This window comes from Pseudomonas sp. DCB_AW, assembly GCF_026240895.1.
In the GTDB taxonomy this organism is placed as follows: Bacteria; Pseudomonadota; Gammaproteobacteria; order Pseudomonadales; family Pseudomonadaceae; genus Aquipseudomonas; species Aquipseudomonas kermanshahensis.
The window spans coordinates 1-26,411 of sequence record NZ_JAPFCE010000058.1 but is presented as its reverse complement, the minus strand read 5'-3'; the positions used below and the strand labels follow the sequence as shown (position 1 = coordinate 26,411).

The 26,411-nt window shown below is 63.9% G+C and carries 14 protein-coding genes; 11 read left to right on the top strand and 3 right to left on the bottom strand.

Annotation, left to right across the window (positions count from 1 at the left end):
• Nucleotides 1-129 precede the first annotated feature (129 nt).
• The 7 genes from hutC to hutG all read left to right on the top strand — a co-directional run bounded on the left by hutC (nucleotide 130) and on the right by hutG (nucleotide 8,668).
• Nucleotides 130-840: a histidine utilization repressor gene (gene hutC / locus OO306_RS22430; protein ID WP_172960436.1), complete on the top strand. Its 711-nt coding sequence runs from the start codon at nucleotides 130-132 to the stop codon at nucleotides 838-840.
• Nucleotides 837-1,409, top strand: coding sequence for a HutD family protein (locus tag OO306_RS22425; RefSeq protein WP_027592394.1), 573 nt, complete (start codon nucleotides 837-839; stop codon nucleotides 1,407-1,409). The genes hutC and OO306_RS22425 overlap by 4 nt, the downstream gene beginning before the upstream one ends.
• A 392-nt stretch (nucleotides 1,410-1,801) precedes the next feature.
• Nucleotides 1,802-3,475 carry a urocanate hydratase gene (hutU, locus tag OO306_RS22420; protein ID WP_027592395.1) on the top strand — a complete coding sequence of 558 codons (1,674 nt, stop codon included), beginning with the start codon at nucleotides 1,802-1,804 and terminating at the stop codon, nucleotides 3,473-3,475.
• 69 nt (nucleotides 3,476-3,544) lie between these two features.
• Nucleotides 3,545-5,077: a histidine ammonia-lyase gene (hutH, locus tag OO306_RS22415; protein ID WP_099430659.1), complete on the top strand. Its 1,533-nt coding sequence runs from the start codon at nucleotides 3,545-3,547 to the stop codon at nucleotides 5,075-5,077.
• Nucleotides 5,078-5,228: 151 nt separating this feature from the next.
• Nucleotides 5,229-6,632, top strand: a complete 1,404-nt coding sequence (locus OO306_RS22410) for an amino acid permease (RefSeq protein WP_265969955.1) — start codon at nucleotides 5,229-5,231, stop codon at nucleotides 6,630-6,632.
• Nucleotides 6,633-6,648: 16 nt separating this feature from the next.
• Nucleotides 6,649-7,854, top strand: coding sequence for an imidazolonepropionase (gene hutI, locus OO306_RS22405; protein ID WP_265969954.1), 1,206 nt, complete (start codon nucleotides 6,649-6,651; stop codon nucleotides 7,852-7,854).
• Between the two features lie 10 nt (nucleotides 7,855-7,864).
• Nucleotides 7,865-8,668, top strand: a complete 804-nt coding sequence (gene hutG / locus OO306_RS22400) for an N-formylglutamate deformylase (protein WP_265969953.1) — start codon at nucleotides 7,865-7,867, stop codon at nucleotides 8,666-8,668.
• 38 nt (nucleotides 8,669-8,706) lie between these two features.
• Here hutG and OO306_RS22395 read toward each other — a convergent pair whose 3' ends face one another.
• The 3 genes from OO306_RS22395 to OO306_RS22385 all read right to left on the bottom strand — a co-directional run bounded on the left by OO306_RS22395 (nucleotide 8,707) and on the right by OO306_RS22385 (nucleotide 20,023).
• The gene (locus OO306_RS22395; RefSeq protein WP_265969952.1) at nucleotides 8,707-14,364 is read right to left on the bottom strand and encodes an NEL-type E3 ubiquitin ligase domain-containing protein; all 5,658 of its coding nucleotides are present in this window, start codon (nucleotides 14,362-14,364) and stop codon (nucleotides 8,707-8,709) included.
• A 95-nt stretch (nucleotides 14,365-14,459) separates the two neighbouring features.
• Entirely contained in the window at nucleotides 14,460-16,409 is a 1,950-nt protein-coding gene (locus OO306_RS22390) for an NEL-type E3 ubiquitin ligase domain-containing protein (protein ID WP_265969951.1), read from the bottom strand.
• A complete protein-coding gene (locus OO306_RS22385; protein WP_265969950.1) occupies nucleotides 16,406-20,023 on the bottom strand; it encodes a leucine-rich repeat domain-containing protein in 3,618 nt (1,205 codons plus the stop codon). Before OO306_RS22385 ends, OO306_RS22390 begins: the two co-directional genes overlap by 4 nt.
• Before the next feature lie 206 nt (nucleotides 20,024-20,229).
• Between OO306_RS22385 and pip the strand changes: the two genes are divergently transcribed.
• The 4 genes from pip (at nucleotide 20,230) to mdoH (ending at nucleotide 26,188) form a co-directional block, all read left to right on the top strand.
• Nucleotides 20,230-21,201: a prolyl aminopeptidase gene (gene pip, locus OO306_RS22380; protein ID WP_027592401.1), complete on the top strand. Its 972-nt coding sequence runs from the start codon at nucleotides 20,230-20,232 to the stop codon at nucleotides 21,199-21,201.
• The gene (dtd, locus tag OO306_RS22375) at nucleotides 21,198-21,635 is read left to right on the top strand and encodes a D-aminoacyl-tRNA deacylase (protein ID WP_186677192.1); all 438 of its coding nucleotides are present in this window, start codon (nucleotides 21,198-21,200) and stop codon (nucleotides 21,633-21,635) included. The genes pip and dtd overlap by 4 nt, the downstream gene beginning before the upstream one ends.
• A gap of 262 nt (nucleotides 21,636-21,897) precedes the next feature.
• Entirely contained in the window at nucleotides 21,898-23,622 is a 1,725-nt protein-coding gene (locus OO306_RS22370) for a glucan biosynthesis protein G (RefSeq protein WP_216642083.1), read from the top strand.
• The gene (gene mdoH, locus OO306_RS22365; RefSeq protein WP_099430653.1) at nucleotides 23,615-26,188 is read left to right on the top strand and encodes a glucans biosynthesis glucosyltransferase MdoH; all 2,574 of its coding nucleotides are present in this window, start codon (nucleotides 23,615-23,617) and stop codon (nucleotides 26,186-26,188) included. Before OO306_RS22370 ends, mdoH begins: the two co-directional genes overlap by 8 nt.
• The last annotated feature ends 223 nt before the right edge of the window (nucleotides 26,189-26,411 follow it).

The window sequence follows — 26,411 nt, the reverse complement described above, 5'->3', positions numbered from 1 at the left end:
TATTGTTAACTTGTATATACATATACAGGCGTTTGCCTGCCGGGTAAACTGCGGCAAGCTACCGCTCATTCAATCGCACAAGGATCCAACGCCGTGCCGACACCTCCTGTCTCCGCGCTGGTTGCCCAGATGGGCGAGGGCCCGGCGCCGCTGTACGCGCGGGTCAAACAGATGATCATCCAGCACATCGACAACGGCAGCTGGCCGCCTCATCACCGGGTCCCTTCGGAAAGCGAACTGGTCAGCCAATTGGGCTTCAGCCGCATGACCATCAACCGCGCCCTGCGTGAGCTCACGGCCGAAGGCTTGCTGGTGCGCATGCAAGGGGTCGGCACGTTCGTCGCCGAGCCCAAGAGCCGTTCGGCGCTGTTCGAGGTCAACAACATTGCCGATGAAATTGCCGGGCGTGGCCACCAGCATAGCTGCCAGGTGATCACCCTTACCGAAGAAGCGGCCGGCTCCGAGCGCGCCCTGGCGCTGGACATGCGCGAAGGCCAGCGGGTGTTCCATTCGCTGATCGTGCACTACGAAAATGGCATCCCGGTGCAAATCGAGGACCGCTACGTCAACGCAGCGATCGCCCCTGATTACCTCAAGCAGGATTTCACCCGGCAGACGCCTTACGCCTACTTGTCCCAAGTCGCGCCGTTGACCGAGGGTGAGCACGTGGTCGAGGCGATCCTGGCGGAGCCGCACGAGTGCCAGTTGTTGCAGATTGAGCGGGGCGAGCCATGCCTGCTGATTCGCCGCCGCACCTGGTCCGGTCGCCAGCCGGTTACCGCTGCGCGGTTGATCCACCCCGGTTCCCGTCATCGCCTTGAAGGACGTTTCAGCAAATGAGCCAGATGCAGGTGTTGCGTGCGCAGGGGTACCCGCGCATGCCGTGGAAGAACGGCGGGGGCTTCACCGAGGAAATCACCCGCGACAGCGGCGAGGGCCTCGACGGGTTCGGCTGGCGTTTGTCGATTGCCGATATCGAAGAGTCAGGCGGGTTCTCGTCGTTCGCCGGTTACCAGCGGATCATCACCGTGCTGCAGGGTGATGGCATGCGCCTGTTGGTCGATGGCCAGGCCAGTCGGCCACTGTTGCCGTTCGATGCCTTTGCGTTTGCCGGCGAGAGCCAGGTCAGTTGCAAGCTGCTGGGTGGGGCGATTCGTGATTTCAACCTGATCTATTCGCCGCAGCGTTATCGGGCGCGGTTGCAGTGGTTCGATGGGACCCACCGGCTGTTCAGTTCGGCGTCGACGCTTTTGTTGTTTGCGGCCAGTAGCCAGGTCGAGGTGGCCATGGCGGGGCGTGAGATGCAGCGGCTGGGGTTGTATGACTGCCTGCGGCTGGAGGGTAACGATGAATTGCTGGGGCTGGAGGTTCAGGGGCGTTTTTGCCTGATCGAGCTGACAGCGCGCTGAGGGCTCGCCAGTAGATTTTTGGCGCCTGTGAGATCGAGCGCCGCCCGCGCGGCGCATCGCGAGCAACGCTCGCTTACGTTTGTTTTTGGCCAGTAACACCTGTAACAGACGCACGCGATCGCCTTTGCGCATGGCGCGATATCGCGTCGAACTAACAAGGCGGTCGCGCGCGTTTACCTCAGGAATAATTGGCCCGAAACAAACGTAGGAGCGAGCGTTGCTCGCGATGCGCCGCGCGGGCGGCGCTCGGTCTATGCACCACCGCACAACTCAAGCCAGGAGCGAACAGGTCCAAATATTTTGGTTGTCCATGCTTGTACATACAAGTAAAGGTGTGTTTGTATATTGACCACGACACACCTGCCCGCGGACGACCGCAGAGGACCCTTCCCGTGACCGACAACAACAAATACCGTGACGTTGAAATCCGTGCCCCACGTGGCAACAAGCTGACCGCCAAAAGCTGGCTGACCGAAGCGCCACTGCGCATGCTGATGAACAACCTCGATCCGCAGGTCGCCGAAAACCCGAAAGAACTGGTGGTCTACGGTGGTATTGGTCGCGCAGCCCGCAACTGGGCCTGCTACGACAAGATCGTCGAGACCCTGACCCGCCTGGAAGACGACGAAACCCTGCTGGTGCAGTCGGGCAAGCCGGTCGGCGTGTTCAAGACCCACAGCAACGCCCCCCGCGTACTGATCGCCAACTCCAACCTGGTGCCGCACTGGGCTAACTGGGAACACTTCAACGAACTGGATGCCAAGGGCCTGGCCATGTACGGCCAGATGACCGCCGGCAGCTGGATCTACATCGGCAGCCAGGGCATCGTCCAGGGCACCTACGAAACCTTCGTCGAGGCCGGCCGCCAGCACTACGGTGGCAGCCTGAAAGGCAAGTGGGTACTGACCGCAGGCCTCGGCGGCATGGGCGGCGCCCAGCCACTGGCCGCGACTCTGGCCGGTGCGTGCTCGCTGAACATCGAATGCCAGCAGAGCCGTATCGATTTCCGTCTGGAAACCCGCTACGTCGACGAGCAGGCCAACGACCTCGACGACGCCCTGGCGCGCATCGCCAAGTACACCGCCGAAGGCAAGGCCATCTCTATCGCCTTGCACGGTAACGCCGCTGAAATCCTGCCTGAGCTGGTCAAGCGTGGCGTGCGCCCGGACATGGTCACCGACCAGACCAGCGCCCACGACCCGCTCAACGGCTACCTGCCGGCCGGCTGGACCTGGGAGCAGTACCGCGACCGCGCGCAGACCGAACCGGCTGCGGTGGTCAAGGCCGCCAAACAGTCCATGGCCGTACACGTACAGGCCATGCTCGACTTCCAGAAGCAGGGCATCCCGACCTTCGACTACGGCAACAACATTCGCCAGATGGCCAAGGAAGAGGGCGTGGCCAACGCCTTTGACTTCCCAGGCTTCGTACCGGCCTACATTCGCCCGCTGTTCTGCCGCGGCGTAGGTCCGTTCCGCTGGGCCGCGCTGTCTGGCGAAGCCGATGACATCTACAAGACCGACGCCAAGGTCAAAGAACTGATCCCCGACGACGCCCACCTGCACCGCTGGCTGGACATGGCCCGCGAGCGCATCAGCTTCCAAGGCCTGCCAGCGCGTATCTGCTGGGTCGGCCTGGGTCTGCGCGCCAAGCTGGGCCTGGCGTTCAACGAAATGGTCCGCAGCGGCGAGCTGTCGGCGCCGATCGTGATTGGCCGCGACCACCTGGACTCCGGTTCGGTATCGAGCCCTAACCGCGAAACCGAAGCCATGCGTGACGGCTCCGACGCGGTCTCCGACTGGCCGTTGCTCAATGCCCTGCTCAACACCGCCAGCGGCGCCACCTGGGTGTCGCTGCACCACGGCGGCGGCGTAGGCATGGGCTTCTCGCAGCACTCGGGCATGGTCATCGTCTGCGACGGTACCGATGAAGCCGCCGAGCGCATCGCCCGCGTGCTGACCAACGACCCAGGCACCGGCGTTATGCGCCATGCCGACGCCGGCTACGACATCGCCGTCGATTGCGCCAAAGAGCAAGGCCTCGACCTGCCAATGATCACGGGCTGATCGCTGCACTTTGAGTGATACTGAACAACAAGAAGGGGCCTGCGGGCCCCGACAGAATGGAGTAGCGAAGTGACCGAACTGACCCTCAAGCCTGGCACCCTGACCCTGGCCCAGCTGCGCGCGATCCACGCCGCACCCGTGCGCCTGCGCCTGGATGCCAGCGCCGACCAGCCGATCAACGACAGCGTTGCCTGCGTCGAACAGATTCTTGCCGAAGACCGCACCGCCTACGGCATCAACACCGGTTTCGGCCTGCTGGCCTCGACCCGCATTGCCAGCCACGACCTGGAAAACCTGCAGCGCTCGCTGGTGCTGTCCCACGCCGCCGGCATCGGCGCGCCGCTGGATGACGACTTGGTGCGCTTGATCATGGTGCTCAAGATCAACAGCCTCAGCCGTGGTTTCTCCGGCATCCGCCGCAAGGTGATCGATGCACTGATCGCCCTGGTCAACGCTGAAGTCTACCCACACATCCCGCTCAAAGGCTCGGTCGGTGCATCCGGCGACCTGGCACCGCTGGCGCACATGTCGCTGGTGCTGCTCGGCGAAGGCAAGGCGCGTTACAAGGGCCAGTGGCTGTCGGCCACCGAAGCCCTGGCCGTTGCTGGCCTGGAACCTCTGACCCTGGCCGCCAAAGAGGGCTTGGCCCTGCTCAACGGCACCCAGGCGTCCTCGGCCTACGCCTTGCGCGGGCTGTTCTACGCCGAAGACCTGTACGCCGCCGCCATTGCCTGTGGTGGCCTGACCGTGGAAGCGGCGCTGGGCTCGCGTTCGCCGTTCGATGCACGGGTGCATGCCGTGCGTGGCCAGCGTGGCCAGATCGACACCGCCGCGTGCTTCCGCGACCTGCTGGGTGAAACCAGCGAAGTCTCGCAATCGCACAAGAACTGCGACAAGGTCCAAGACCCGTACTCGCTGCGCTGCCAGCCACAGGTCATGGGCGCTTGCCTGACCCAGCTGCGCCAGGCTGCCGAAGTGCTGGGCATCGAAGCCAACGCCGTGTCCGACAACCCGCTGGTGTTCGCGGCTGAAGGTGACGTGATCTCGGGCGGTAACTTCCACGCAGAGCCGGTGGCCATGGCTGCTGACAACCTGGCCCTGGCCATCGCCGAAATCGGCTCGCTGAGCGAGCGCCGCATTTCGCTGATGATGGACAAGCACATGTCCCAACTGCCGCCGTTCCTGGTGGAAAACGGTGGGGTCAACTCCGGCTTCATGATCGCCCAGGTCACCGCTGCTGCGCTGGCCAGCGAGAACAAGGCGCTGTCGCACCCGCACAGCGTCGACAGCCTGCCCACCTCGGCCAACCAGGAAGACCACGTGTCGATGGCCCCGGCGGCGGGCAAGCGCCTGTGGGAAATGGCCGAGAACACCCGTGGCGTGCTGGCCATCGAATGGCTGGGCGCCTGCCAGGGCCTGGACCTGCGCAAAGGGCTGAAGACCTCCGCCAAGCTGGAGCAGGCGCGTCAGGCGCTGCGCAGCGAAGTGCCGCACTACGACCGCGACCGGTTCTTTGCGCCGGATATCGAGAAGGCCGTCGAACTGCTGGCCAAGGGCAGCCTGAGCGGGCTGTTGCCGGCTGGGGTTCTGCCTAGCCTGTAATGCCTTTGGGGCCGCGTTGCGGCCCATTCGCAGCGCAAGGCTGCTCCTACAACGGCAACGCTTTCCCTGTAGGAGCAGCCTTGCGCTGCGAAAGGGCTGCACAGCAGCCCCCCTCGATCTCACGACCACAAAAACAAAATTAGGACGTGACATGCAACAAGCTCAAGGTCTCAAGCGCGGGCTATCGGCCCGGCACATCCGTTTCATGGCGCTCGGCTCCGCTATCGGTACCGGGCTTTTCTACGGTTCCGCCTCTGCCATCCAGATGGCCGGCCCCGCCGTGCTGCTGGCCTACCTGATCGGCGGCGCCGCCGTGTTCATGGTCATGCGCGCCCTCGGCGAGATGGCCGTGCACAACCCGGTCGCCGGCTCCTTCGGCCACTACGCCACGACCTACCTCGGCCCTATGGCCGGCTTCATCCTCGGCTGGACCTACGCCTTCGAAATGGTCATCGTCGCCATCGCCGACGTGACCGCCTTCGGTATCTACATGGGCTTCTGGTTCCCTGAAGTGGCCCGCTGGATCTGGGTACTGGGCATCGTCTTCCTGATTGGCGGCCTGAACCTGTGCAACGTCAAAGTGTTCGGCGAAATGGAATTCTGGCTGTCGCTGCTCAAGGTCGGCGCCATCGTCGCGATGATCCTCGCCGGCCTCGGCATCATGGCCTTCGGCTTCAGCCAGGTGGGCACCGGGCATGCCGTCGGCTTGAGCAACCTGGTCGAGCATGGCGGCTTCATGCCTAACGGTGTCGGCGGCCTGATCGCCTCCTTCGCGGTGGTCATGTTTGCCTTTGGCGGTATCGAAATCATCGGCGTGACCGCCGGTGAGGCCAAGGACCCACAACGGGTCATCCCCAAGGCCATCAATGCCGTGCCACTGCGCATCCTGCTGTTCTACGTGCTGACCCTGTTCGTGCTGATGTGCCTGTACCCGTGGCCGCAGATCGGCAGCGAAGGCAGCCCGTTCGTGCAGATCTTCAGCAACCTGGGGATCGGTTCGGCAGCGGCAGTGCTCAACGTGGTGGTGATTTCCGCTGCGATTTCGGCCATCAACAGCGACATCTTCGGCGCCGGCCGCATGATGTATGGCCTGGCCCAGCAAGGCCACGCCCCGCGTGGTTTCAGCAAGCTGTCCAAGCACGGCGTGCCGTGGATGACCGTGGTGGTCATGGGCGCGGCGCTGCTGGTTGGGGTGTTGCTCAACTACCTGATCCCCGAGAACGTGTTCCTGCTGATCGCTTCGATCGCCACCTTCGCCACCGTGTGGGTGTGGCTGATGATCCTGGTCACCCAGGTCGCCATGCGCCGCAGCATGAGCCGCGCAGAAGCCGCGCAGCTCGCGTTCCCGGTACCGTTCTGGCCATATGGCCCCGCCATGGCCATCGCGTTCATGGTGTTCATCTTTGGCGTGCTCGGTTACTTCCCGGATACCCAGGCCGCGCTGCTGGTCGGTGTCGTCTGGGTGGTGTTCCTGGTCGCGTCCTACCTGCTGTGGTGCAAGCCGCGGGCAGGGCAGGGCAAGGCGGCCCAGGCGCCGGCCGAGCTGCACCGCTAGTACAGGAGATTTGCAAATGAGAACCCTCTGGCAGCACTGCCATGCGGCAACCATGGTGGACGGCCGTTACGCGATCATCGAGGACGCGGCGATCGTCACCTGCGCCGGGCTGATCGAATGGATCGGCCCCCGCAGCGAGCTGCGGCCGGTCGAGGCTGAGCGTACGGTGGACCTGGGCTATGCCTGGGTCACCCCTGGCCTGATCGACTGCCACACCCACGCCGTGTTCGGTGGCAACCGCAGCGGCGAGTTCGAGCAGCGCCTGCAAGGCGTGAGCTATGCCGAAATTGCGGCGCAAGGCGGCGGCATCGCCAGCACCGTGCGGGCCACCCGCGCGGCCAGCGAGGATGAGCTGTTCGCCAGTGCTCGCCAGCGGGTTCAGGCGCTGATGCGCGATGGCGTGACCACGCTCGAGGTCAAGTCCGGCTACGGCCTGGACCTGGCCAACGAGCGCAAGATGCTGCGCGTGGCCCGGCGCCTGGCCGACGAATTGCCGCTGTCGGTGCGCGCCACCTGCCTGGCGGCCCATGCCCTGCCGCCGGAGTACGCTGGCCGGGCCGACGATTACATCACCCACATCTGCGACGAGATGCTGCCGGCCTTGGCCGCAGAGGGCCTGGTGGATGCCGTGGATGCCTTCTGCGAACACCTGGCGTTCTCCCCGGCCCAGGTCGAGCGGGTATTCATCAAGGCGCATGAGTTGGGCCTGCCGGTCAAACTGCATGCCGAACAGTTGTCGTCGCTGCACGGCTCCAGTTTGGCTGCGCGCTATCAGGCGCTGTCGGCCGACCACCTGGAGTTCATGACCGAGGAAGACGCCATTGCCATGGCCGCGGCCGGCACTGTTGCCGTGCTGCTGCCGGGCGCCTTCTACTTCCTGCGCGAGACCCAGCTGCCGCCGATGGAGGCCTTGCGCCGCCACGGGGTGAACATTGCCCTGGCCAGTGACCTCAACCCCGGCACCTCGCCAGGGCTGTCGCTGCGCCTGATGCTGAACATGGGCTGCACGCTGTTCCGCATGACCCCGGAAGAAGCGCTGGCTGGCGTGACCACCCATGCCGCCACGGCGCTTGGCCTGGGCGACAGCCACGGCTCGCTTGAAGTGGGCAAGGTGGCCGACTTCGTCGCCTGGCAAATCGAACGCCCCGCCGACCTGGCCTACTGGCTCGGCGGCGACCTGCCCAAGCGCGTGGTGCGCCGGGGCCATGAAATATCCAATTGAGCGAGGCGCAATGGACAAGGTACTGAGTTTTCACCAGGGCCGCCTGCCCCTGCTGATCAGCATGCCCCACGCCGGGCTGGGCTTGACCCAGGCCGTGCGCGAGGGCTTGGTCGACCAGGCGCAGAGCCTGCCCGACACCGACTGGCACATCCCGCGCCTGTACGCTTTCGCCCGTGAGCTGGGTGCCAGCGTAGTGGCGGCGGAGTATTCACGCTTCGTCATCGACCTGAACCGCCCGGATGACGACAAGCCGCTGTACGCCGGGGCCACCACGGGGCTGTACCCGGCCACGCTGTTCGAGGGTGAGCCGCTGTTCAAACACGGCAAGGAACCCTCCGCGGACGAGCGCAAGGTCTACCTGGAACAGATCTGGCGGCCTTATCACGAGACGATCCAGCGCGAGCTGGCGCGCCTACGCAAGGAATTCGGCTACGCCTTGCTGTGGGATGCCCACTCGATCCGCTCGCTGATCCCGCACCTGTTCGACGGCAAGCTGCCGGACTTCAACCTGGGCACCTTCAACGGCGCCAGTTGCGATGCCGAGCTGGCCGAGCGGCTGCAGGGGGCGTGCGCTGAGGTACAGGGTTACAGTCATGTGCTGAACGGGCGCTTCAAAGGCGGGCATATCACCCGGCATTACGGTAACCCGGCCGAGCACATTCATGCTGTGCAGCTGGAACTGGCGCAGAGCACCTACATGGAAGAAGTGGAGCCCTTCGCGTACCGCGAAGACCTGGCGCAGCCGACTCAAGCAGTGCTGCGCGCGCTGCTTGAGACACTGCTGGCCTGGGGCCGGGAGCGCTACGGAAGGTAAGCGGATGTCGAGCGGCGCAGCGCGCCGCTCAACGGTCGTCAAGCGTACCTGTAGCTTTCGGTGATGGTCAGTTCGCGTATCAGGTTGGCGACCTTCTGTTCGTATTCGAGCTTCAGGCGTTCGAACAGCGGCGCCAGTGCTTCCAGGGTCGGGCTGGCACCGCCGGGCTCCCGTGTTTCATCTGGCGCATCCAGCACGCGCTGTTGGTAGTCTTGCTCCAATACGGCGAAACGCTCCGCATAGGTTTCCCGCAGGTAGTCGACCCAGGCATCTTGCCGGGCGGCAAATGTCAGGAACGGGTCGCCACTTTCATCTGCAAGTACCTGCGTGCGAGCAGCATCCAGCTCTGCGGGACTGACGTTGGCGCAGGCCTGATAGAGCATTTTCTTGGGTGCCAGCGGCAGTTCCAAAGCCTCTGCCAGGTTCAGCTTGTAGGCCATGCGCACTTCGGCCTCGTCCCTGGTACCGGCCCGTTCGCGGGCGATGGTTTCGACGGCCTCCAACCGATAGAGGCGCAGTACCAGCCGATACAGTGCCTGGCCGCGAGACTGCTCGGGCAGCGCCTTGAGCGCCTGCTCGGTGAAGACCTTGATTTCCATTTGGTTGAACACCAGCCAGGCGCCGTCGTGGCAGGTCTGGTATAGCCCTTGACCATTGCGCTCGACGCCCGCGTAGGCCATGCCGTTGAACAGTGCACGTTCCTCGGCGCTGTTGCCGGCGACCTCCAGAATGCGCCAGACGCGCGCGACGAAATCGGCGCGGGTGCCTAGCGTGCGGTATGAGGCCGTGTGCGCCAGGCGGCCTACTAGCTCGAGCAATGCCGGCGCTTCGCCGCCCTGCTGCAGCGTCTCCCACACCGTGCGGTGCGCTTCGTTTTCCTCCACGCTTGCCATGAGCCAGTCATCGACGTCGGGGGCATCCATTTCAGGTTCCAGGGCGGGGCTGTGGGCATGGCCATGGTCGCCGGAACCGACGCTGTCATCATCGTCGCTGTCATCGGACTCGCTGTCCGAGTCGTGACGCTCGCGCCAATGCTCCTGAAGTATTTCGTCGGGCAGGTCCATCAGAAAACTGTAGGACCTGTTACGCGCTTCAGAGCCATGGGCGCGGGACATCGTGAAATCGCTCAGCGGGTTGCCACGCAGGGATATTTCCGTGTGCGCATGGTCATTGCGAGGGTTGTACAGGATGTGGTCCGGCAGGTTCACGATCTGGTTGTCGTCGAGGTCCAGAATGTCCAGGGGCAGAAGGCTATCCACCCATTCCGGCCACGTTTGCAGGCCGGTGTTGGCCAAGGTGAGCCGGGTCAGGTGATTGCCCAGCGTGCGCAGATTTTCATTGTCGAAAGAGGCGGCCAGGCGGTTGCCTTCCAGATTGAGCGATTCTAACTGGGGCATGCGCGCGAACATTGCCATGGCGTCGTCATCGATCTGACCACCCTCTATACGGATTGTCAGGTGGTGTAGGTCCGGTAAGGACGCAAGCAAGTTGGGAAGCGCGCCAGTCGGTGCAACCTGGCCATCGAGGGTGAGTGCTTCCAGTTGTGTGAAGTGCCCCAGGAGCCTGTCGAGCTGCTCGCGGGTGGCGGTCATGCGCAGCAGCTGTAGTTCGCGCACGCGGGCGTACAGGTGCGGCGGCAATTGCGGTGGGAAGTTACTCAGCGAAATGTCGGTTAACTGCAACGGGCCCGTGGTCCCCAGGAAGTCAGTGCGCATGAATGTGAGCCATGCCTCGCCGATTTGCCTTCTGGCTGCGGTTGCCTGTTCGCTCAAGGGGTTGGACGAGCTTGAGGCATTGGCCCAGTTGTCGAAGATGGCCAGCACCTCCTGCTGATCCCGCCGGTAGGCCTGCGCACTTTGCTGAATGCTGGGAGGGGTGTCGAATGCCAGTTCGAACTGCCTCGCCTCGGGTGCCTGATCAGCCAACAGCGTTAGAATGGCCTGGCGCGATAGCAGGTTGCCTTGCAGGGATATGCGCCCACGTGGTTGTGCTGTTAGTGGTGCGAGGGCGATCTCGTCCGGCACGCTGGTCAGCGCGTTATCGCGCATGGAAAGGTGATCGATCATGGCGAGCGATTGGCTGTTGAGCCACGCAGGCCAGCGTGCCAGGCCTGTGCGGTCCAGGCCGAGATAACGTAAACGGACATTACCGATGTTCGGCGTGTCCTCGAAGTAGTTGATCGGGCTGCCACTCAGGTCGAGCACCTCCAGGTTTGGGAAACGGTCACTCAACCCTGCGATGTAACCGCCACTCAGGCCCAGGCGCGTGTCGTGCAGCCGCAGCTCGCGCAGTGTCGCAAACGCCTGCCGGGGTTGCAGGTTCAAGGTGCTGTAGGTGAGCCCTTGAGGGCTGCTGACTTCCAGGGATGTGAGGTGCCGGAAGCGCTGCAGGAAGTTGTCTACCGCCTGCAGTTCCGGGCCGATGTTCGCGCCCAGGGTGTGCGAGTTCAGCAGGCCCGTGCCTTGGTAATCAACCAGCTGCAAGCGCACGATGCGTTGCTCGAAAAAGGCGGGTAGCTGTGCGGGATAGTCGATCAGCAGGATGCGCTCCAGGCGCAGCGTGGCAGCGCCCCGCCCAATTTCCGGTAGGTGGGTGGCCTGCCAATGCTGCCATAGGGCGTCCTGAATGCGGGTCCGGCTGTCCAGGCGCCTGTTCAGGTCGGGCAGATCAAGGGCTGCGTCGCTCCAGGCGGTCAGGCTCTGATCCAGGGCATCACGCTCGGCCATCAGCTCATTCAAGCGCTCGCTGATCTGCACGCGTGACAGCCCTGCGCCTTCCAGGGCGGCCAGTACCGCTTCGGCGCTCTGCGTGTCTTGCTCAAGCGCCAGCAGCCGAATCAGATACAGCAGGTCTTCCCTCAAGACCGTGCTGGCGAGCGTGCCGCGGCCGCTCAATGGGTAGCCCACTCGTCCGTCGGCAAGGCGCATGGGCGAGTTTGCGCCTGGTTTGGCCGGTTGCATGTGGAGCACCTTGCGCAACGCGGGCCGTGGCAGTAACGGTAACTGCTGCACGTGCTGCTTGAGCGCGGGGCCTTCCCAGGTATTGGGAAAGCCCAACGCTGCCCGGTTCGCGTCGGGCAAAGCATGCAAGATGGCCGAGTAGAGCGTGTCGCGCCCATGCAGTTCGTGCCCTTCGCCATCGTAGGCCTGGTAGCCATCGGCGTGTTGAGCCAGCACTTTGCGAACAGGCCCGTCTGGCGCGCCTACCTGATCGATCAAGGGGCCGGTGAACCTGCTTTGGCGGACCTCGATGCAGATATCGTCAGCCCAGCCAGGCAAACGCGCCACACTGTGCAAAACAAGCCTGTCGGTGTCCGGGTTGTTCACATTGTCGAGGTAGAGCCCCTCGTAGGCGCGCGCCAGGCGTACCTGCTGTTGGTAGGTATGGATTTCTTGAGCCAGACGCAACGGCACCTTGCCCGCCAGCAACTGCTCCAGCTCCGCTGGGCTGGCATGGCGTGCCAACTCGTCCGCGATACCAACGGGCAGCGCGGGGTAGCGGCGGGTAATGGTCTGGGTGCTGGGGGCTTGATCGACGGGCGGTGTCTGGTAGCGCGTTTGAAAGGCAGTGATACGTGTGTTCGCGTCTGTGCCGGCCAAGTCCTGTGACACTTCCTGATCGAGCCTGAAGCGGCGCAGGGTGTCTTCCAGCAGTGCTGGCGGGCGCTGGTTTTCGGTCAGGACCTGGCGCAGGACGGTTTCATGGGTATCGCTGACGGCGAGGATGCGTCGGGCGGTTTCTTCAGAGAACCCGCTGGCCGAAGGCCCCAGGCGTCGGAACAGCGTGTGGCCCTGCCATTGGCGCGGGCGCTCGAACTCATGCTGCCAGGCACCGGCTTCGTTATGGCGCAGCAAGGGCTCGTAGCTGATGGCTTTGGTTGGGTGCTCAATGCGCTGTTGGGGTGGATTGCCTGGCGAGGTCTTGACTGAATAGACGCGGTCTTCCAGCGCCAGCCAAGTCTTGCCCTGGTAGTGATAGAGGCCGAATTCGTCAGGCTTTAGCCCAGCAGGCAACAGGATGTCATGGGCAAAGGGCGTGATATCGGGCTTGATCAGGCGTGTCTTGCCATTGGCCAAGGTAACGCTTTGCAGCTCTTCGATGAACGATGGGGTTTCGACCGGTATCCGCTCGAGGGCGGGCGTGGTGCCAGCACCGGCACCAGCGGCGCCGAGTGCGGCGAACAAGGCGACGTTCTCGACCACGTCCATGAGGTAACCAAAGGCCTGCTCACGCTCGCCACGGCTCCAGCTTTCGATACCCTCGTAACTTTCATAGGCCAGCTGAACGGTGGTGACAACCATCATCACCTGGCCCAGCACGGGCACGAAGAAGGCGCCGATGTTCAGTGCCTGCAGCACCCCGCCGGCGAAATACGCGAGCCGGGCTTCCAGTACCTTTTCGTCCATCACCGCAGTGGGCACGCCATGGTAAAGCGCATCCATTTGCAGTTTTCGAACCTTGCGCCGGGTGAACTCGGTCAGGAATGACTGGCTGTAGTCGTGCATGCGCACGTGCAGCTTGGCCTGTCGGTCCGGGCGGCGAACCTTCAGTTGTCCGCCCTCGGCCCATACCAGCGGATAGAGGCGATCGGTAAGGGTGGCGAACAGGGCGTCGGCTTGCTCATCGGCCACCAGGCCACGGAAGAAGTCCAGGTAGCCTGGGCTGAACATTCGGTCGCGCAAGTCGCTGACGAAGTCGAGCGTGGAGGTGTACTCCTTGAGAGGGCACACTGGGTCTTCGGGAATGTAGACCGTGAAGGGCCCGCGCAGGCCGCCTTGGTCGTCCGACGGGCCGATGGCCACCACGCCGGTCAGGTCGACATCCCGCAGTTGCAGGTTACGGCTCAGCAGTGGGCTGGCGTCTTGCACAACGCGCTTGTTATCCGCAACGTCCAGCAGCAAACCGTACGTGCGTTCACTGATGTGCTTTTTCATGTACGCCACGCAGGCATGCAGCTTCAGCGTCGAGCTTTCGCACCGTTTGAGCAGGCCGAGCTGATTGAAGGCGGCTGCACCCGGCGCCTGGTCGGCCGAAGAGGCGGGGTTGAACACGGCTTCGAGGGTTTTCTGGTACTGCCCGCCCAGGTCCAGTTCCCGGCACAGTGCGGCGAATTCATGGGGGGCGATCGCCAGCGTGTGGTCCTCATTGGCGGGGTCGTAGATGACTGCTTTCATGCGCCTCAGGTCCATCCCCCCAGCCTGAGTGTCGCCAGCCACGAAGTTTTGCAGCGCGGCGGTCAGCAAGGGCTGGGTGGCTCGGCGCACGGCGGCGGCGGCCTCCACTGCTGGGTCTTTCGACAGGTTCGCGAAAGACCAGGGCGTGTCCGCAAGCTTGGGGTGGAACAGGACGGCCCGACGAACGTCCACCTCCAGCCCAAAACGCTGTGTGATGGCTGTTTTGAGCAGGGGTTCGGCGAAGGCTTCAAGGGTGGTCAGTTGCCCCAAGGCGTGTTGCTTCTGGGATTCGAGCCAGCGGAAATGGGCATGCTCGGCGTGAAAGGTCGCGACGGTCTCCGGCATCTGCAGGCATGCCTGTTCATACCAGTCCAACGGCTGCTGGGTAGCACTGCGCAAGGCCGCGTGCTGGTGCGTCGGCAGTGCCTTGAACCAATCGGGGACGAGCCCTGCGATCAGTGAGTAGGCGGGGTTAATGGCGTCGTCGCCGACGATTCCGACAGGGGCAGTGATGGCAGGCATGAGAGACTCCGATTGATTGGTCAGTGTCGGAGTCTGTCTGCGGGGGCTTATCGCCAAGTGGTAATTAGTTACCTGCGACGGTTGCCGGGTGGGGGCTACTCAGTCGAGGAACGTGGCCTGCGGTCTGGGTTGGCGAACGAGGTGAGTTCGCGAATCAGGCGTGCCTCGCGCGCTTGCTTACTTCGCTCCAGGGCCGTGAACGCCTCGGTAAGGGTATCGAGGGGCCTGTCCGGAAACTGATCCGGCAGGTCCGCTACCTGAGCCTGGTAGCTGTGCTCGATTTCAGCAAAGCGACCGGCGTAGGCCTGGCGCAAATGTTGGACCCACCGAGCGTTGGCGGCCGCAAAATTCAGGAAATCCTCGCCAAGCTCGCCGCGCTGGACCTGCAGCTCGGCATGCGCCAACTCATCGATGCTGGCACTGATCGCGTAACGCAGGGTGTCTTCGGGTTGGCCCAGGTCAAGCGGGGTGTTCAGCTCGCGTCGGTAGGTGAGGCGCACCTCTGCTTCATCCCGGCGGGCAGTCTCGCTTTTGGCGATCTCATCCAGTGCCTGCAGGCGATACAAACGGCGCAGTTCCCGGTAGAGGTTGCCTTCGGTATCTGCCGCATCGAACTGCAAACGCTGGTTGGCGATATACAGCTCGATATTCTGGAACACCAGCAAGGCGCCGTCGTGGCAGGTCTGGTCGCCGTTTTCCTGCAGCAGTGCCTCATTGGCCTGATGGTTGAACAGCGCAAGGTCGTCCGGGTTGACCACCGCACTCACCAACACCTTGCGCACCCGTGCGCAGAACGCCACACGGCTTTTGCCATTCTGGTAAGGGGCGGCATTGCGCAGGCGGCCTACCAGCGCCAGAAGGTTCCCGGCATTGCCCGATGCTTGGAGGGCGTCCCAGCAATCTTTCAGGGCTTCGTTTTCGACGTCCGAGGCGAGCAGCCAGTCCTGCAGGTTGGGCGCATCGGCAGCGGGGTCCAGGAAGGGTAAGTGGAAGTGGCCGGCCATCGCGCCTTCTGTCGAGGACTCACTCATGCTGTCCGAGAGGTCGATGCCAAAGGTAAAGCTGTGCTGGCTATCCGAGGACGCGCGAGCGCGCATGACGGCTTCGTCGCTGAGCGGGTTGCTGAACAGCAAGATCGAGCTGATGGGGAAGTTGTTGTCGAGGTTGGCCAGGATGTGCGCAGGCAATTCGGTGAGGCGGTTCTCGCTGAGGTCCAAAAGCTCCAGCGGCAGCAGGCTGTCCACCCAGCTTGGCCACTGTTCCAGGCCCATGGCGTTCAGGTCGAGGCGGCGCAGCGTTTGCAGCGCTTCAGGCGCCTGTGTGATCAGCCCCATGCGGTTGCCTGTGAGGTCCAGCGAATTAAGCGTGGGCAGGCGACCGAGCGTATTGATCACCTGCTGGTCGATCACCAGGCCAGCGTTGCGCAAGGCAATGTCGGTCAGCCCGGGCAGGCGCAGCAGGGCCGAAGGCAGTGTCTGCTCTGCCTGCTGATAAGCATCGACAGACAGGCGCGTCACCTGCGGGAACTGGCGGAACAGCCCGTCGAGCTGGGCGGTAGAGCCACTTACCCGCTCAAGTGCAAGGTTATGCACCTGTTCGGTGAAAAATGCCGGCAAGAGCCTGGGGAAATGCTCGAGCGCAATGTCGTTCAGGCGCAGGGCTGCCCGCGTCAGCCCGATCTCCTGGTAATGCCAGAATTCGTTCAATGCCGTTGCCACACGGGTCCTGGTGGCCATCACGGCCTGGCTGACCGGCGTGCTGGAGCTGGAGGCGTTCACGTAGTCGTCGATCACATTGCGTAACTGCTGGCGACGTTGCAGTTGCAGGGCCAGGCGGGTGCTGAAGGCTTCGCTGCGGTCCACCTCGAAGCGGGAGGCGCGGCCATCTTCGCTCATCATCACGCGCAGCAGGTCGTCCTCGAACAGGGCATTGCCCTGCAGTGAGAGCACGGCGTGATCGGCGAGGTGGATTCGGTTGTCCAGCAGGAAGCGTGGCAGCATCGTGATCTGATTATTGCGCAGCCCAATGCGACGTATTTGGGTCACGGCGTTGAACCCAACTCCCTCTGGCCAGTGGTCCAGCGCCAGGTTGTCCAGGCCCAGGTAGTCGAGTGACAGTTCGTTGAAACGCGGGGGTACTGCTCGGACAAGCGGTTGCCGCTCAGGTCCAGCCGGCGCAGGTGAGTGAGCCCCGCCAGGCTGTCGATGTCGGTCGAGGACAGCGAGAGGTTCTGATGGGTCAGGCTCAGCGATTCGAGCGCGGGCAGGTGCTGGGCAATCACCGGCAGGCTGAACTGAAACGGCGAAGGCAAGGCCTCAGGCCGGTAGGCGCGGCTGATCTCCAGCGACCGCAGGTTTGCGAACTGTCGCAGCAGGCCATTGAGGTGGGGGCCGTGGTGGCTCCAGCCAGCAAAGTCTTCGGGGGTTGTTTCGATCAATTGCAGGTCAGTGACGTTGGCCGTGAAGAATTCCGGCAGGTTGAGCGGGAAATCGTGCAGTGACAGGCGTTCCAGGCGAAGGGGAGGCGCGACGTCGGTGGGCGTCAGGAATGCGCGTTCGTACCAATGCTGAGCGATTGCATTCAACACCCGCTCGAAGTCATCCGGGGCCTGGCGAGGCGCCAGCGCTGCTATCTGTCGCCAGTCGTCCAGCCGGCTATGCAGCTCATCACGTTGTTCCAGCAGGGTACTGAGCCTGTCTTCGATGTCGGCACGGGTGAGGGCCCTGTGCTCCAGCGCGGTGAGAATCTGCTCGGCAGGCCGGGGGTTGGGGGCGTGTTGGCCTATCTGCCTGATCGAACTGAGCAGGGTGTGCCGTGAAATGCTCGCGGCGCGGGGGCGCATGCCGCCGAGGGGGTAGCCCAGCCGGCCATCGGCCAGGCGCAGTGGCGAGCGGAAACCTGGGCGCACGGGTTGCATGCCGAGCACCTTGCGCAGGGCCGAACGTGGCATCGGCGGCACCTGTTGAACTAAGTGCCTGAGGCCTTGCTCGTCGACGATACCCAGCGCTTCGCGTTGAGCGGCAGTCAGTACCTCGAACAGCGCGCCGTACAGGGCGTTGTGCGCGACCACCACTGCATCCGGGTGGTCATTGCCCAGCACGATATAGCCTGCTCTGGCGCTGACGATTGTGGTGCGGCCTGGCCCGTCCGGCGGCCCGATACGCGTGAGTTGGATGGGTGAGTGCTGGCGCTGTTCAAGCACGAGGGTGGTATCGGCTGGCCAGCCGGGCAGTTGCCCGAGCGTCTGCACCACCAGTTGATCGGTGTCCCAGTTGCGCAGGCTCTGCAGATACACCCCTTCATACGCACGCGTTAGCCGGACGTTCGCCTGATAAAGGTGGATCTCTTGCCCAATGCGCAGGGGCACTCGCCCGGCCACCAACTGTTGCAGCTCAAGCGGGTTGGCGTTGCGCAACAACTCCTGGGTGATGGTGTCGGGAAGCTGTGGATAAACGTGCTGGATCACACTGGCGCCAGGGGCCTGGGTGGCAGGTAGCTGGCGATAGCGGGCCTCGAACTCGGCACCTGGCAGGCCAGGCTCAGCGTCCCCAGGCAATTGCCCGATCTGCTGGTCCAGGTTGAAGCGGGTCAAGGTATCTTCTAGCAGCGCGGGCAGGCGCTGGCTGTCAGCGACCGACCGGCGCAACACCGCTTCGTCAATACCGCAGGCCTGCAGGATTCGTGTCGCTGTTGCTTCATCGAACGCCGCAGAAAGGTGCCCGGCCCGCCGGAACAGCGCCATGCCTTGCCACGCCAGGGGCCTGTCCAGCTCATGCAGCCAGGCGCCGGCGCCGTTGTGCTGCAAGGCAGGTGTGTAGGCCTGGGGCCTGCGCGGGTGTTCGATCCGGTAGGCATTGCTCGGCGGGGTTTGCTTCACGGCATACAGCTGGCCCTCCAGCATCAGCCAACGCTTGCCGGCATGGCTGTACAGCCCGGTTTCATCCGGCTCAAGGCCCGCTGGCAAGGGCGTATCGTGGGCGAAGGGCGCAAGGTCGGGTTTCCACAACCGGGTGTCGCCATCCGGCAAATCGACTTCTTCGAGTTCCTCGATGTAAGAAGGGGTATCCACTTCGGGGATTTCAAGCACGGGGGCCTCTGGCTTACCTGCTAGCACAGCACCGATCCCTTCCTTCACGACATAGCCCGCCGCCGCCCAGGCAGCCAGGGTAGCGGTGTTTTCCATCACATCGATCAGGTAGCGGTGGGCTTGCTCCCTGTCGTCGTTGCTCCAGCTTTCGATGCCCTCATAGACCTCGTAACCCAGCTGCGCGATGCACACCGCGAGCATCGCTTCGCCAAGGCCGGGGACGAAAAAGCCCGCGATGTTCAGCGTGGTCAGTACTTTCCCGGCGATGGCCTCTCGATGACGCTTGGCAGACAGTAGGTCGACAGCCCAGGTGGGGACGGCATGGAAGAGGGCGTCCTTTTCATGACGGGCCACCTTTTGTGTCACCAAGGTGCCTAGAAACGAGTACCTGGCCTTGTGCGGTGTCGGCTCGAGCGTTGCCTGCGGGTCTGTGACCCGCTCATGCAGGCCGCGGGTGCTCCAGCCCATGGGGGTCAACCGGTCTTGGAGCTTTTGCTGGATCGACGGTTTGTCCCGGGCCGCCAGGCAGTTGTCCAGGTAATGGATGTCCAGTCGGAGCGCGTCGCGCAGCGCGGCTTCCAGTGCGTCGAAAGAGGCGTATTCCTTCAGCGGGGTGTGCGGGTCGTCGGGGTTGTACAGTGCGACCCTGGCGTTTTGTGAGCCACTGTCGGGCTGCAACTGCAGCACTGCCATGCCGACAATTTCGACCTCCCACAATGTCAGCAGGCTGAACGTGAGTGAGCTGCCGGTGTGCGGCAGCGGCGCGTCCAGCGGGGTGGCCAGTGCCGCGTCATAAAGGGCCTGGCTGATATGCCCCTGCAACCAGGCGCTGTGCAGGCTTTGCCTGAACGCGGATTGCTCGGCACGGGCGAGTGTTTCGTACACCTGCAGGGCCGCCTCATGGGGCCCTTGGTCGCCGGTTGGGGCCGGGTAGTAAATGTCATAGACCTGCTGGTGATAGCGCCCGCCGATATCCAAGGTACGGCAAAGCTCGGCGAACGCGTGGGGGGGAATCGCCACGGTATTGGTCAAGGGCACGGTGCCCATGAAGCGCCGGTGGTCCAGCACCACCGACTTTTTCAGCAAGGCCTGCGGCGCATCCATGCCATCCGCTGCGCACGCGTCAGCATCAAAGTTGTGCAATGCCCATTGCAGGAGCGACCGGGTTGCCCGGTCGACGGCGTGTCGGGCATCGATTGCCTGTTCGGTCTGGATCAGCCTGGCATCGACCAGGTAGGTGTTGGACACCTCAACATCCAGGTCGAAGCGTGCCTTGATGGCTTGTGTGAGTTGCTCGCTGGCGAAGGTGTGCAGGTCTGGCAGCGAGGCGAACAGCGCCTGGACCTGCGCCGCGTGGCTGCGGTGCTGGGCATGTTCCTGAGCCAGCGCGCGTGCGATGTCTGGTTGATCCTGCAGCGCTGCTGCAAACCACGGCGGTACCTTGCCCTGCGCGTCGCGTAGCGACTGGTACACCTCGCTGGAGGCAGCCTTCAGCCATGGCGGGGTGGCGTGGCCTATCCGTGCGGCGTGCAAAGGCGTGTTGCGCGAGGGGGTTGGGGAAGACGGGTTCATACAAGAGCCTCCAAGCTTGGGTGGGCTCGCAAGTATGTTCAGCAGGCCGGGGCCACTGAGGTAGTTATGTGTTTTTCCCGGGCTGACGGGCGCCGCCATCCGCCTCGCAAGCGTGATAGGGCCAAGGATGGCAACAGGACATGCTCAAAGCGCAATTCAGGTTTATGATGCCCAACGGCAGACTTAATCCTCACACGGAGTGCGCAATGCAGACCCTCTACCCGCAGATCAAACCCTACGCCCGGCACGATCTGGCCGTGGAAGCGCCGCATGTGCTGTATGTCGACGAAAGTGGCTCGCCGGAAGGTTTGCCCGTGGTATTCATCCACGGTGGCCCGGGCGCCGGTTGCGACGCGCAGAGCCGTTGCTACTTCGACCCCAACCTGTACCGCATCATCACCTTCGACCAGCGCGGCTGTGGCCGCTCCACGCCCCACGCGAGCCTGGAGAACAACACCACCTGGCACCTGGTCGAAGACCTGGAACGCATTCGCAAGCACCTGGGCATCGACAAGTGGGTGCTGTTTGGCGGCTCGTGGGGCTCGACCCTGGCCCTGGCCTACGCCCAGACCCACCCCGAGCGGGTGCACGGCCTGATCCTGCGCGGCATCTTCCTGTGCCGCCCGCAGGAAATCCAATGGTTCTACCAGGAAGGCGCCAGCCGCCTGTTCCCCGACTACTGGCAGGACTACATTGCGCCGATCCCTCCAGAAGAGCGCGGCGACCTGGTCAAGGCCTTCCACAAGCGCCTGACCGGCAACGACCAGATCGCCCAGATGCACGCCGCCAAGGCCTGGTCCACCTGGGAAGGCCGTACGGCCACGCTGCGCCCCAACCCGTTGGTGGTCGACCGCTTCTCCGAGCCGCAGCGGGCGCTGTCGATTGCCCGCATCGAATGCCACTATTTCATGAACAATGCCTTCCTCAAGCCGGATCAGTTGATCCGCGACATGCCCAAGATCGCCCACCTGCCGGCGGTGATCGTGCACGGCCGCTACGACGTGATCTGCCCGCTGGACAACGCCTGGGCCCTGCACCAGGCCTGGCCCAACAGTGAGCTGAAAGTCATTCGCGATGCCGGCCATGCGGCCTCCGAACCCGGCATCACCGATGCCCTGGTGCGCGCCGCCGACCAGATGGCCCGGCGTTTGCTTGATCTGCCCCTGGAAGAAGCATGAAGGGGCTGTTGCAACGCGTGCGTGGCGCGCGGGTAGAGGTGGCCGGCGAGATCGTCGGCGCCGTCGACCAGGGCCTGCTGGTGCTGGTGGCCGTCGAACCTGAAGATACCCGGGAACATGCCGATAAGCTGTTGCACAAGCTGCTTAACTATCGCGTGTTCAGCGACGAGCAGGGCAAGATGAACCTGTCGCTCAAGGATGTCGGGGGCGGTTTGTTGCTGGTGTCGCAGTTCACCTTGGCGGCGGACACGCGCAGCGGCATGCGGCCGGGCTTCTCGACGGCGGCACCGCCTGCCCTCGGTGCCGAGTTGTTCGACTATCTTTTAGCGCAAGCGAAGGGCCAGCACGCCGAGGTGGCCAGTGGGCGCTTCGGTGCGGACATGCAGGTGCACCTGGTCAATGATGGCCCCGTAACATTTATGTTACAAATATGAGGTCAAAAACCCCTTGTTTGTAGGAGAACAAGGGGTTTTGTACGATAAATAGTTAGTCCAGCCTGATGCGTTGTCACGCGACCTGCTGGATAATCGCGCGCTGCATGGACCTGCGTTCGCAGGTTCGTTTCACTCTGACTCGAGCATTGTCTGGATCCGTTTGGGGAATCATTACGCCCTCACGGGGTCCGAACAGTGCTCGCCAACCCGGCATTAGTCGCTGGCCGTTGGTTTCATGATCTGTTTTCGGCGAGGGTTGCTCGTGATTGTTAGTCCCCATAAAGCATCAAGAATCCCCGGCATTCGGCTACGTAAGGCCCTGATGGCCAGTGTGGCACTGGTCGGCCTGATGAACGCGGGCCAGCTGTGGGCATTCAATCTTGACGATGTTGCAGCCAAGGCAAAGGATCTGGCCGGCCAGAAGTACGAAGCACCGAAGAGCAATCTGCCTGCGGTGTTCCGCGACATGAAGTTCGCCGACTACCAGAAGATTCACTTCCTGCAGGAAAAGGCCGAGTGGGCCAAGGACAAGACCCCCTTCAAGCTGTCGTTCTACCACCAGGGCATGCACTTCGACACCCCGGTGAAAATCAACGAAGTCACCGCCACCAAGGTCGAAGAAATCAAGTACGACCCGAGCCGCTTCGAGTTCGGTGACGTGCCGCACGACCCGGAAACCACCAAGAACCTGGGTTATGCCGGTTTCCGCGTGCTTTACCCGATCAACAAGGCCGACAAGCAAGACGAGATCATGACCCTGCTTGGCGCCAGCTATTTCCGCGTGGTCGGCAAGGGCCATGTGTACGGCCTGTCGGCCCGTGGCCTGGCCATCGACACCGCGCTGCCGTCGGGCGAGGAGTTCCCGCGGTTCACCGAGTTCTGGGTCGAGAAGCCGAAGGCTACCGACAAGCACCTGGTGATCTACGCCCTGCTCGACTCGCCGCGCTCCACCGGTGCCTACAAGCTGACCCTGCGTCCGGGCAGCGACACCGTGGTCGACGTCAAGTCGCGGGTCTACCTGCGTGACCACGTCAGCCGCCTGGGCATCGCGCCGCTCACCAGCATGTACCTGTTCGGCCCTAACCAGCCTTCCCGGGTCATGAACTACCGCCCGGCCTTGCACGACTCCGAAGGCCTGTCGATCCATGCCGGCAACGGCGAGTGGCTGTGGCGCCCGCTGAACAACCCGAAACACCTGGCCGTGAGCAACTTCAGTGTCGAGAACCCGCGTGGTTTCGGCCTGATGCAGCGTCATCGCGACTTCAAGGACTATGAAGACCTCGATGACAACTACCAGAAGCGCCCAAGCGCCTGGATCGAGCCAAAAGGTGACTGGGGCAAGGGCACCGTCGACCTGGTCGAAATCCCGACTGCCGACGAGACCAACGACAACATCGTGGCCTTCTGGAGCCCAGAGACCCTGCCGGAGCCAGGCAAGCCGTTCGAGTACGACTACCGCCTGCACTGGACCATCCAGGAAGCCCAGTTCCAGGCCCAGGACCTGGCCTCGGTCACCCAGACCCTGCGTTCTACGGGCGACGTCAAACAGTCCAACCTGATCCGTCAGCCTGACGGCAGCGTGGCGTTCATCGTCGACTTCGCCGGTGCCAACCTGGCAGCCCTGCCGGAAGACGCCGCGGTACGTAGCCAGGTCAGCGTCGGCGACAACGCCGAGGTGGTCGAGAACAACCTGCGCTATAACCCAGAGAGCAAAGGCTGGCGCCTGACCCTGCGGTTGAAGGTCAAGGAAGCCAACAAATCGACGGAAATGCGCGCTGCGCTGGTGCGCGACGTGCCTGTCGAGCCTGCCAAGCCTGCTGCCAAGGACGCCAAGCAGGACAAGGCCGCTGCCAAGCACGCCAAGGCCGAGAAAGACGCCAAGGCCGAACAACCTGCCGCCGATGCGGCGTCCACCAACGGTACCCCGGCCACCACCGAAAAAGTGCTGACCGAGACCTGGACCTATCAGTTGCCTGCCGATGAGTAACTCAAGCGCAAGGCCGGTATCGCTTGGCGAATACCTGGCCCACCTCCCACTGAGCGATGAGCAGCGCGCGGAACTCGCCAGCTGCACCTCGTTCAGTGAGCTGCACCAACGCCTGGCGGCCAACCCGGCCGCCAACGCCGCCGAGGCCGTGCAGGCCTCGGTGGGCCCGCGGTTGACCGTGGGCAGCGCCGCCGAACTCGAAGACGCCGAAATGCTCGGCGTCGACGGCAGCGGCCGGCTGTGCCTGAAAATCGCACCGCCGATCAAGCGCACCCGTGTCGTGCCCGAGCCTTGGCGCACCAACGTGCTGATCCGCATGTGGCGCCGCATGACCGGGCGCACCAACGCGCCGCAGCCAGAGCAGCGCGAGCTGCCCAAGGCCCGCTGGCGCACGGTCGGCTCGATCCGCCGTTATATCCTGCTGACCCTGATGATCGGCCAGACCATCGTTGCCGGCTGGTACATGAAGGGCATCCTGCCGTACCAGGGGTGGTCGTTCGTCGACCTCGACGAGGTGGTCAACCAGCCGCTGTGGGATACCGTCGTGCAGGTCTGGCCGTATGCCTTGCAGACGTCCATCCTGATTTTGTTCGGCATCCTGTTCTGCTGGGTGTCGGCGGGCTTCTGGACCGCGTTGATGGGCTTCCTCGAGCTGCTCACCGGGCGCGACAAATACCGCATTTCCGGCAGCAGTGCCGGCAATGAGCCGATCGCACCCGAGGCCCGCACCGCGCTGGTCATGCCGATTTGCAACGAAGATGTGCCGCGCGTGTTCGCCGGCCTGCGGGCAACGTTCGAGTCGGTGGCCGCCAGCGGCAACCTCGACCGTTTCGACTTCTTCGTGCTCAGCGACACCAACGACACCGACATCGCCGTGGCCGAGCAACAGGCCTGGCTGGACGTGTGCCGAGAGACCAAAGGCTTTGGCCGCATCTTCTACCGCCGCCGTCGGCGCCGGGTGAAGCGCAAAAGCGGCAACCTCGACGACTTCTGCCGTCGCTGGGGTGGCGAGTACAAGTACATGGTCGTGCTTGACGCCGACAGCGTCATGAGCGGCGAGTGCCTGAGCAGCCTGGTGCGCCTGATGGAGGCCAACCCGGACGCCGGCATCATCCAGACCGCGCCCAAGGCGTCGGGCATGGACACCCTGTATGCGCGCATGCAGCAGTTCGCCACCCGCGTGTATGGCCCGCTGTTCACCGCCGGCCTGCACTTCTGGCAGCTGGGCGAGTCGCACTACTGGGGCCACAACGCGATCATCCGCATGAAGCCGTTCATTGAGCACTGCGCCTTGGCGCCGTTGCCGGGCAAGGGTGCGTTCGCCGGTGCGATCCTCTCCCACGACTTCGTCGAAGCCGCGCTGATGCGCCGTGCCGGCTGGGGCGTGTGGATTGCCTATGACCTGCCGGGCAGTTACGAAGAGCTGCCGCCGAACCTGCTCGACGAGCTCAAGCGCGACCGCCGCTGGTGCCACGGCAACCTGATGAACTTCCGCCTGTTCCTGGTCAAGGGCATGCACCCGGTGCACCGTGCGGTGTTCCTCACCGGCGTGATGTCGTACCTGTCGGCGCCGTTGTGGTTCTTCTTCCTGGTGCTGTCGACGGCGCTGCTGGCGACCAACACCTTGATGGAGCCGCAGTACTTCATCGAGCCGTACCAGCTTTACCCGCTGTGGCCGCAATGGCACCCGGAGAAGGCCGTCGCGCTGTTCTCCACCACCATCGTGCTGCTGTTCCTGCCCAAGCTGCTCAGCATCATCCTGATCTGGGCCAAGGGCGCGGTCGAGTTTGGCGGGCGCATCAAGGTCACCTTGTCGATGCTGATGGAGATGCTGTTCTCCATGCTGCTGGCGCCGGTGCGCATGATCTTCCACACCCGCTTCGTGCTGGCCGCGTTCCTCGGCTGGGCCGCGACCTGGAACTCGCCGCAGCGTGACGACGACTCCACGCCGTGGAGCGAGGCCGTGCGCCGCCATGGCCCGCAAACCCTGCTGGGCTTTGCCTGGGCAGCGCTGGTGGCCTGGCTGAACCCGAGCTTCCTGTGGTGGCTGGCACCGATCGTGGGTTCGCTGGTGCTGTCGATACCGGTGTCGGTGATTTCCAGCCGTACCCGCCTGGGCCTGGCGGCCAAGGACGAGAAGCTGTTCCTGATCCCTGAGGAATACGCCACGCCGCAAGAGCTGCTGGCAACCGACCAGTACACCCACGAAAACCGCTGGCATGCCCTGCATGACGGCTTCGTGCGGGCAGTGGTCGACCCACGGCAGAACGCCCTGGCCTGCGCCATGGCGACGGCTCGCCATGGCCACGCAGCGCCAATCGAAGCGCTGCGTGCCGAGCGTGTGGCCAAGGCGCTGGAAGTGGGGCCGCAAGGGCTCGACCTCAGCACCCGCCTGGCCTTGCTCAGCGACCCGGTTGCCTTGTCGCGCCTGCATGAGCAGGTCTGGGCCGGGCACAACGCGGCGTGGATCGATGTGTGGCGTGCGTCGATCGACAACGACCCGCACTCGCCGTTGTTGCCGTTGCATCCAGAGAATGAAGGCCAACCGGCACTCGTCGGCGCCTGATAGACCCCTGGGGCCGCACTGCGGCCCATTCGCGGCACAAGGCCGCTCCTACAGATGAACGCGCATCCGGTAGGGGCGGCCGGGTGCCGCGGACGAGGGCGCGGCCCGCGCCCGCCCGATCCCCCGCGACGCGGGGGTGGGCCCCAAAGTGCCCCCCCGGGCGGGGGGCCCGGGCGGCCCTGGGGGTGCCGCGCGCGCCGTTGGTTCGCGGCGGGCGGGCGGC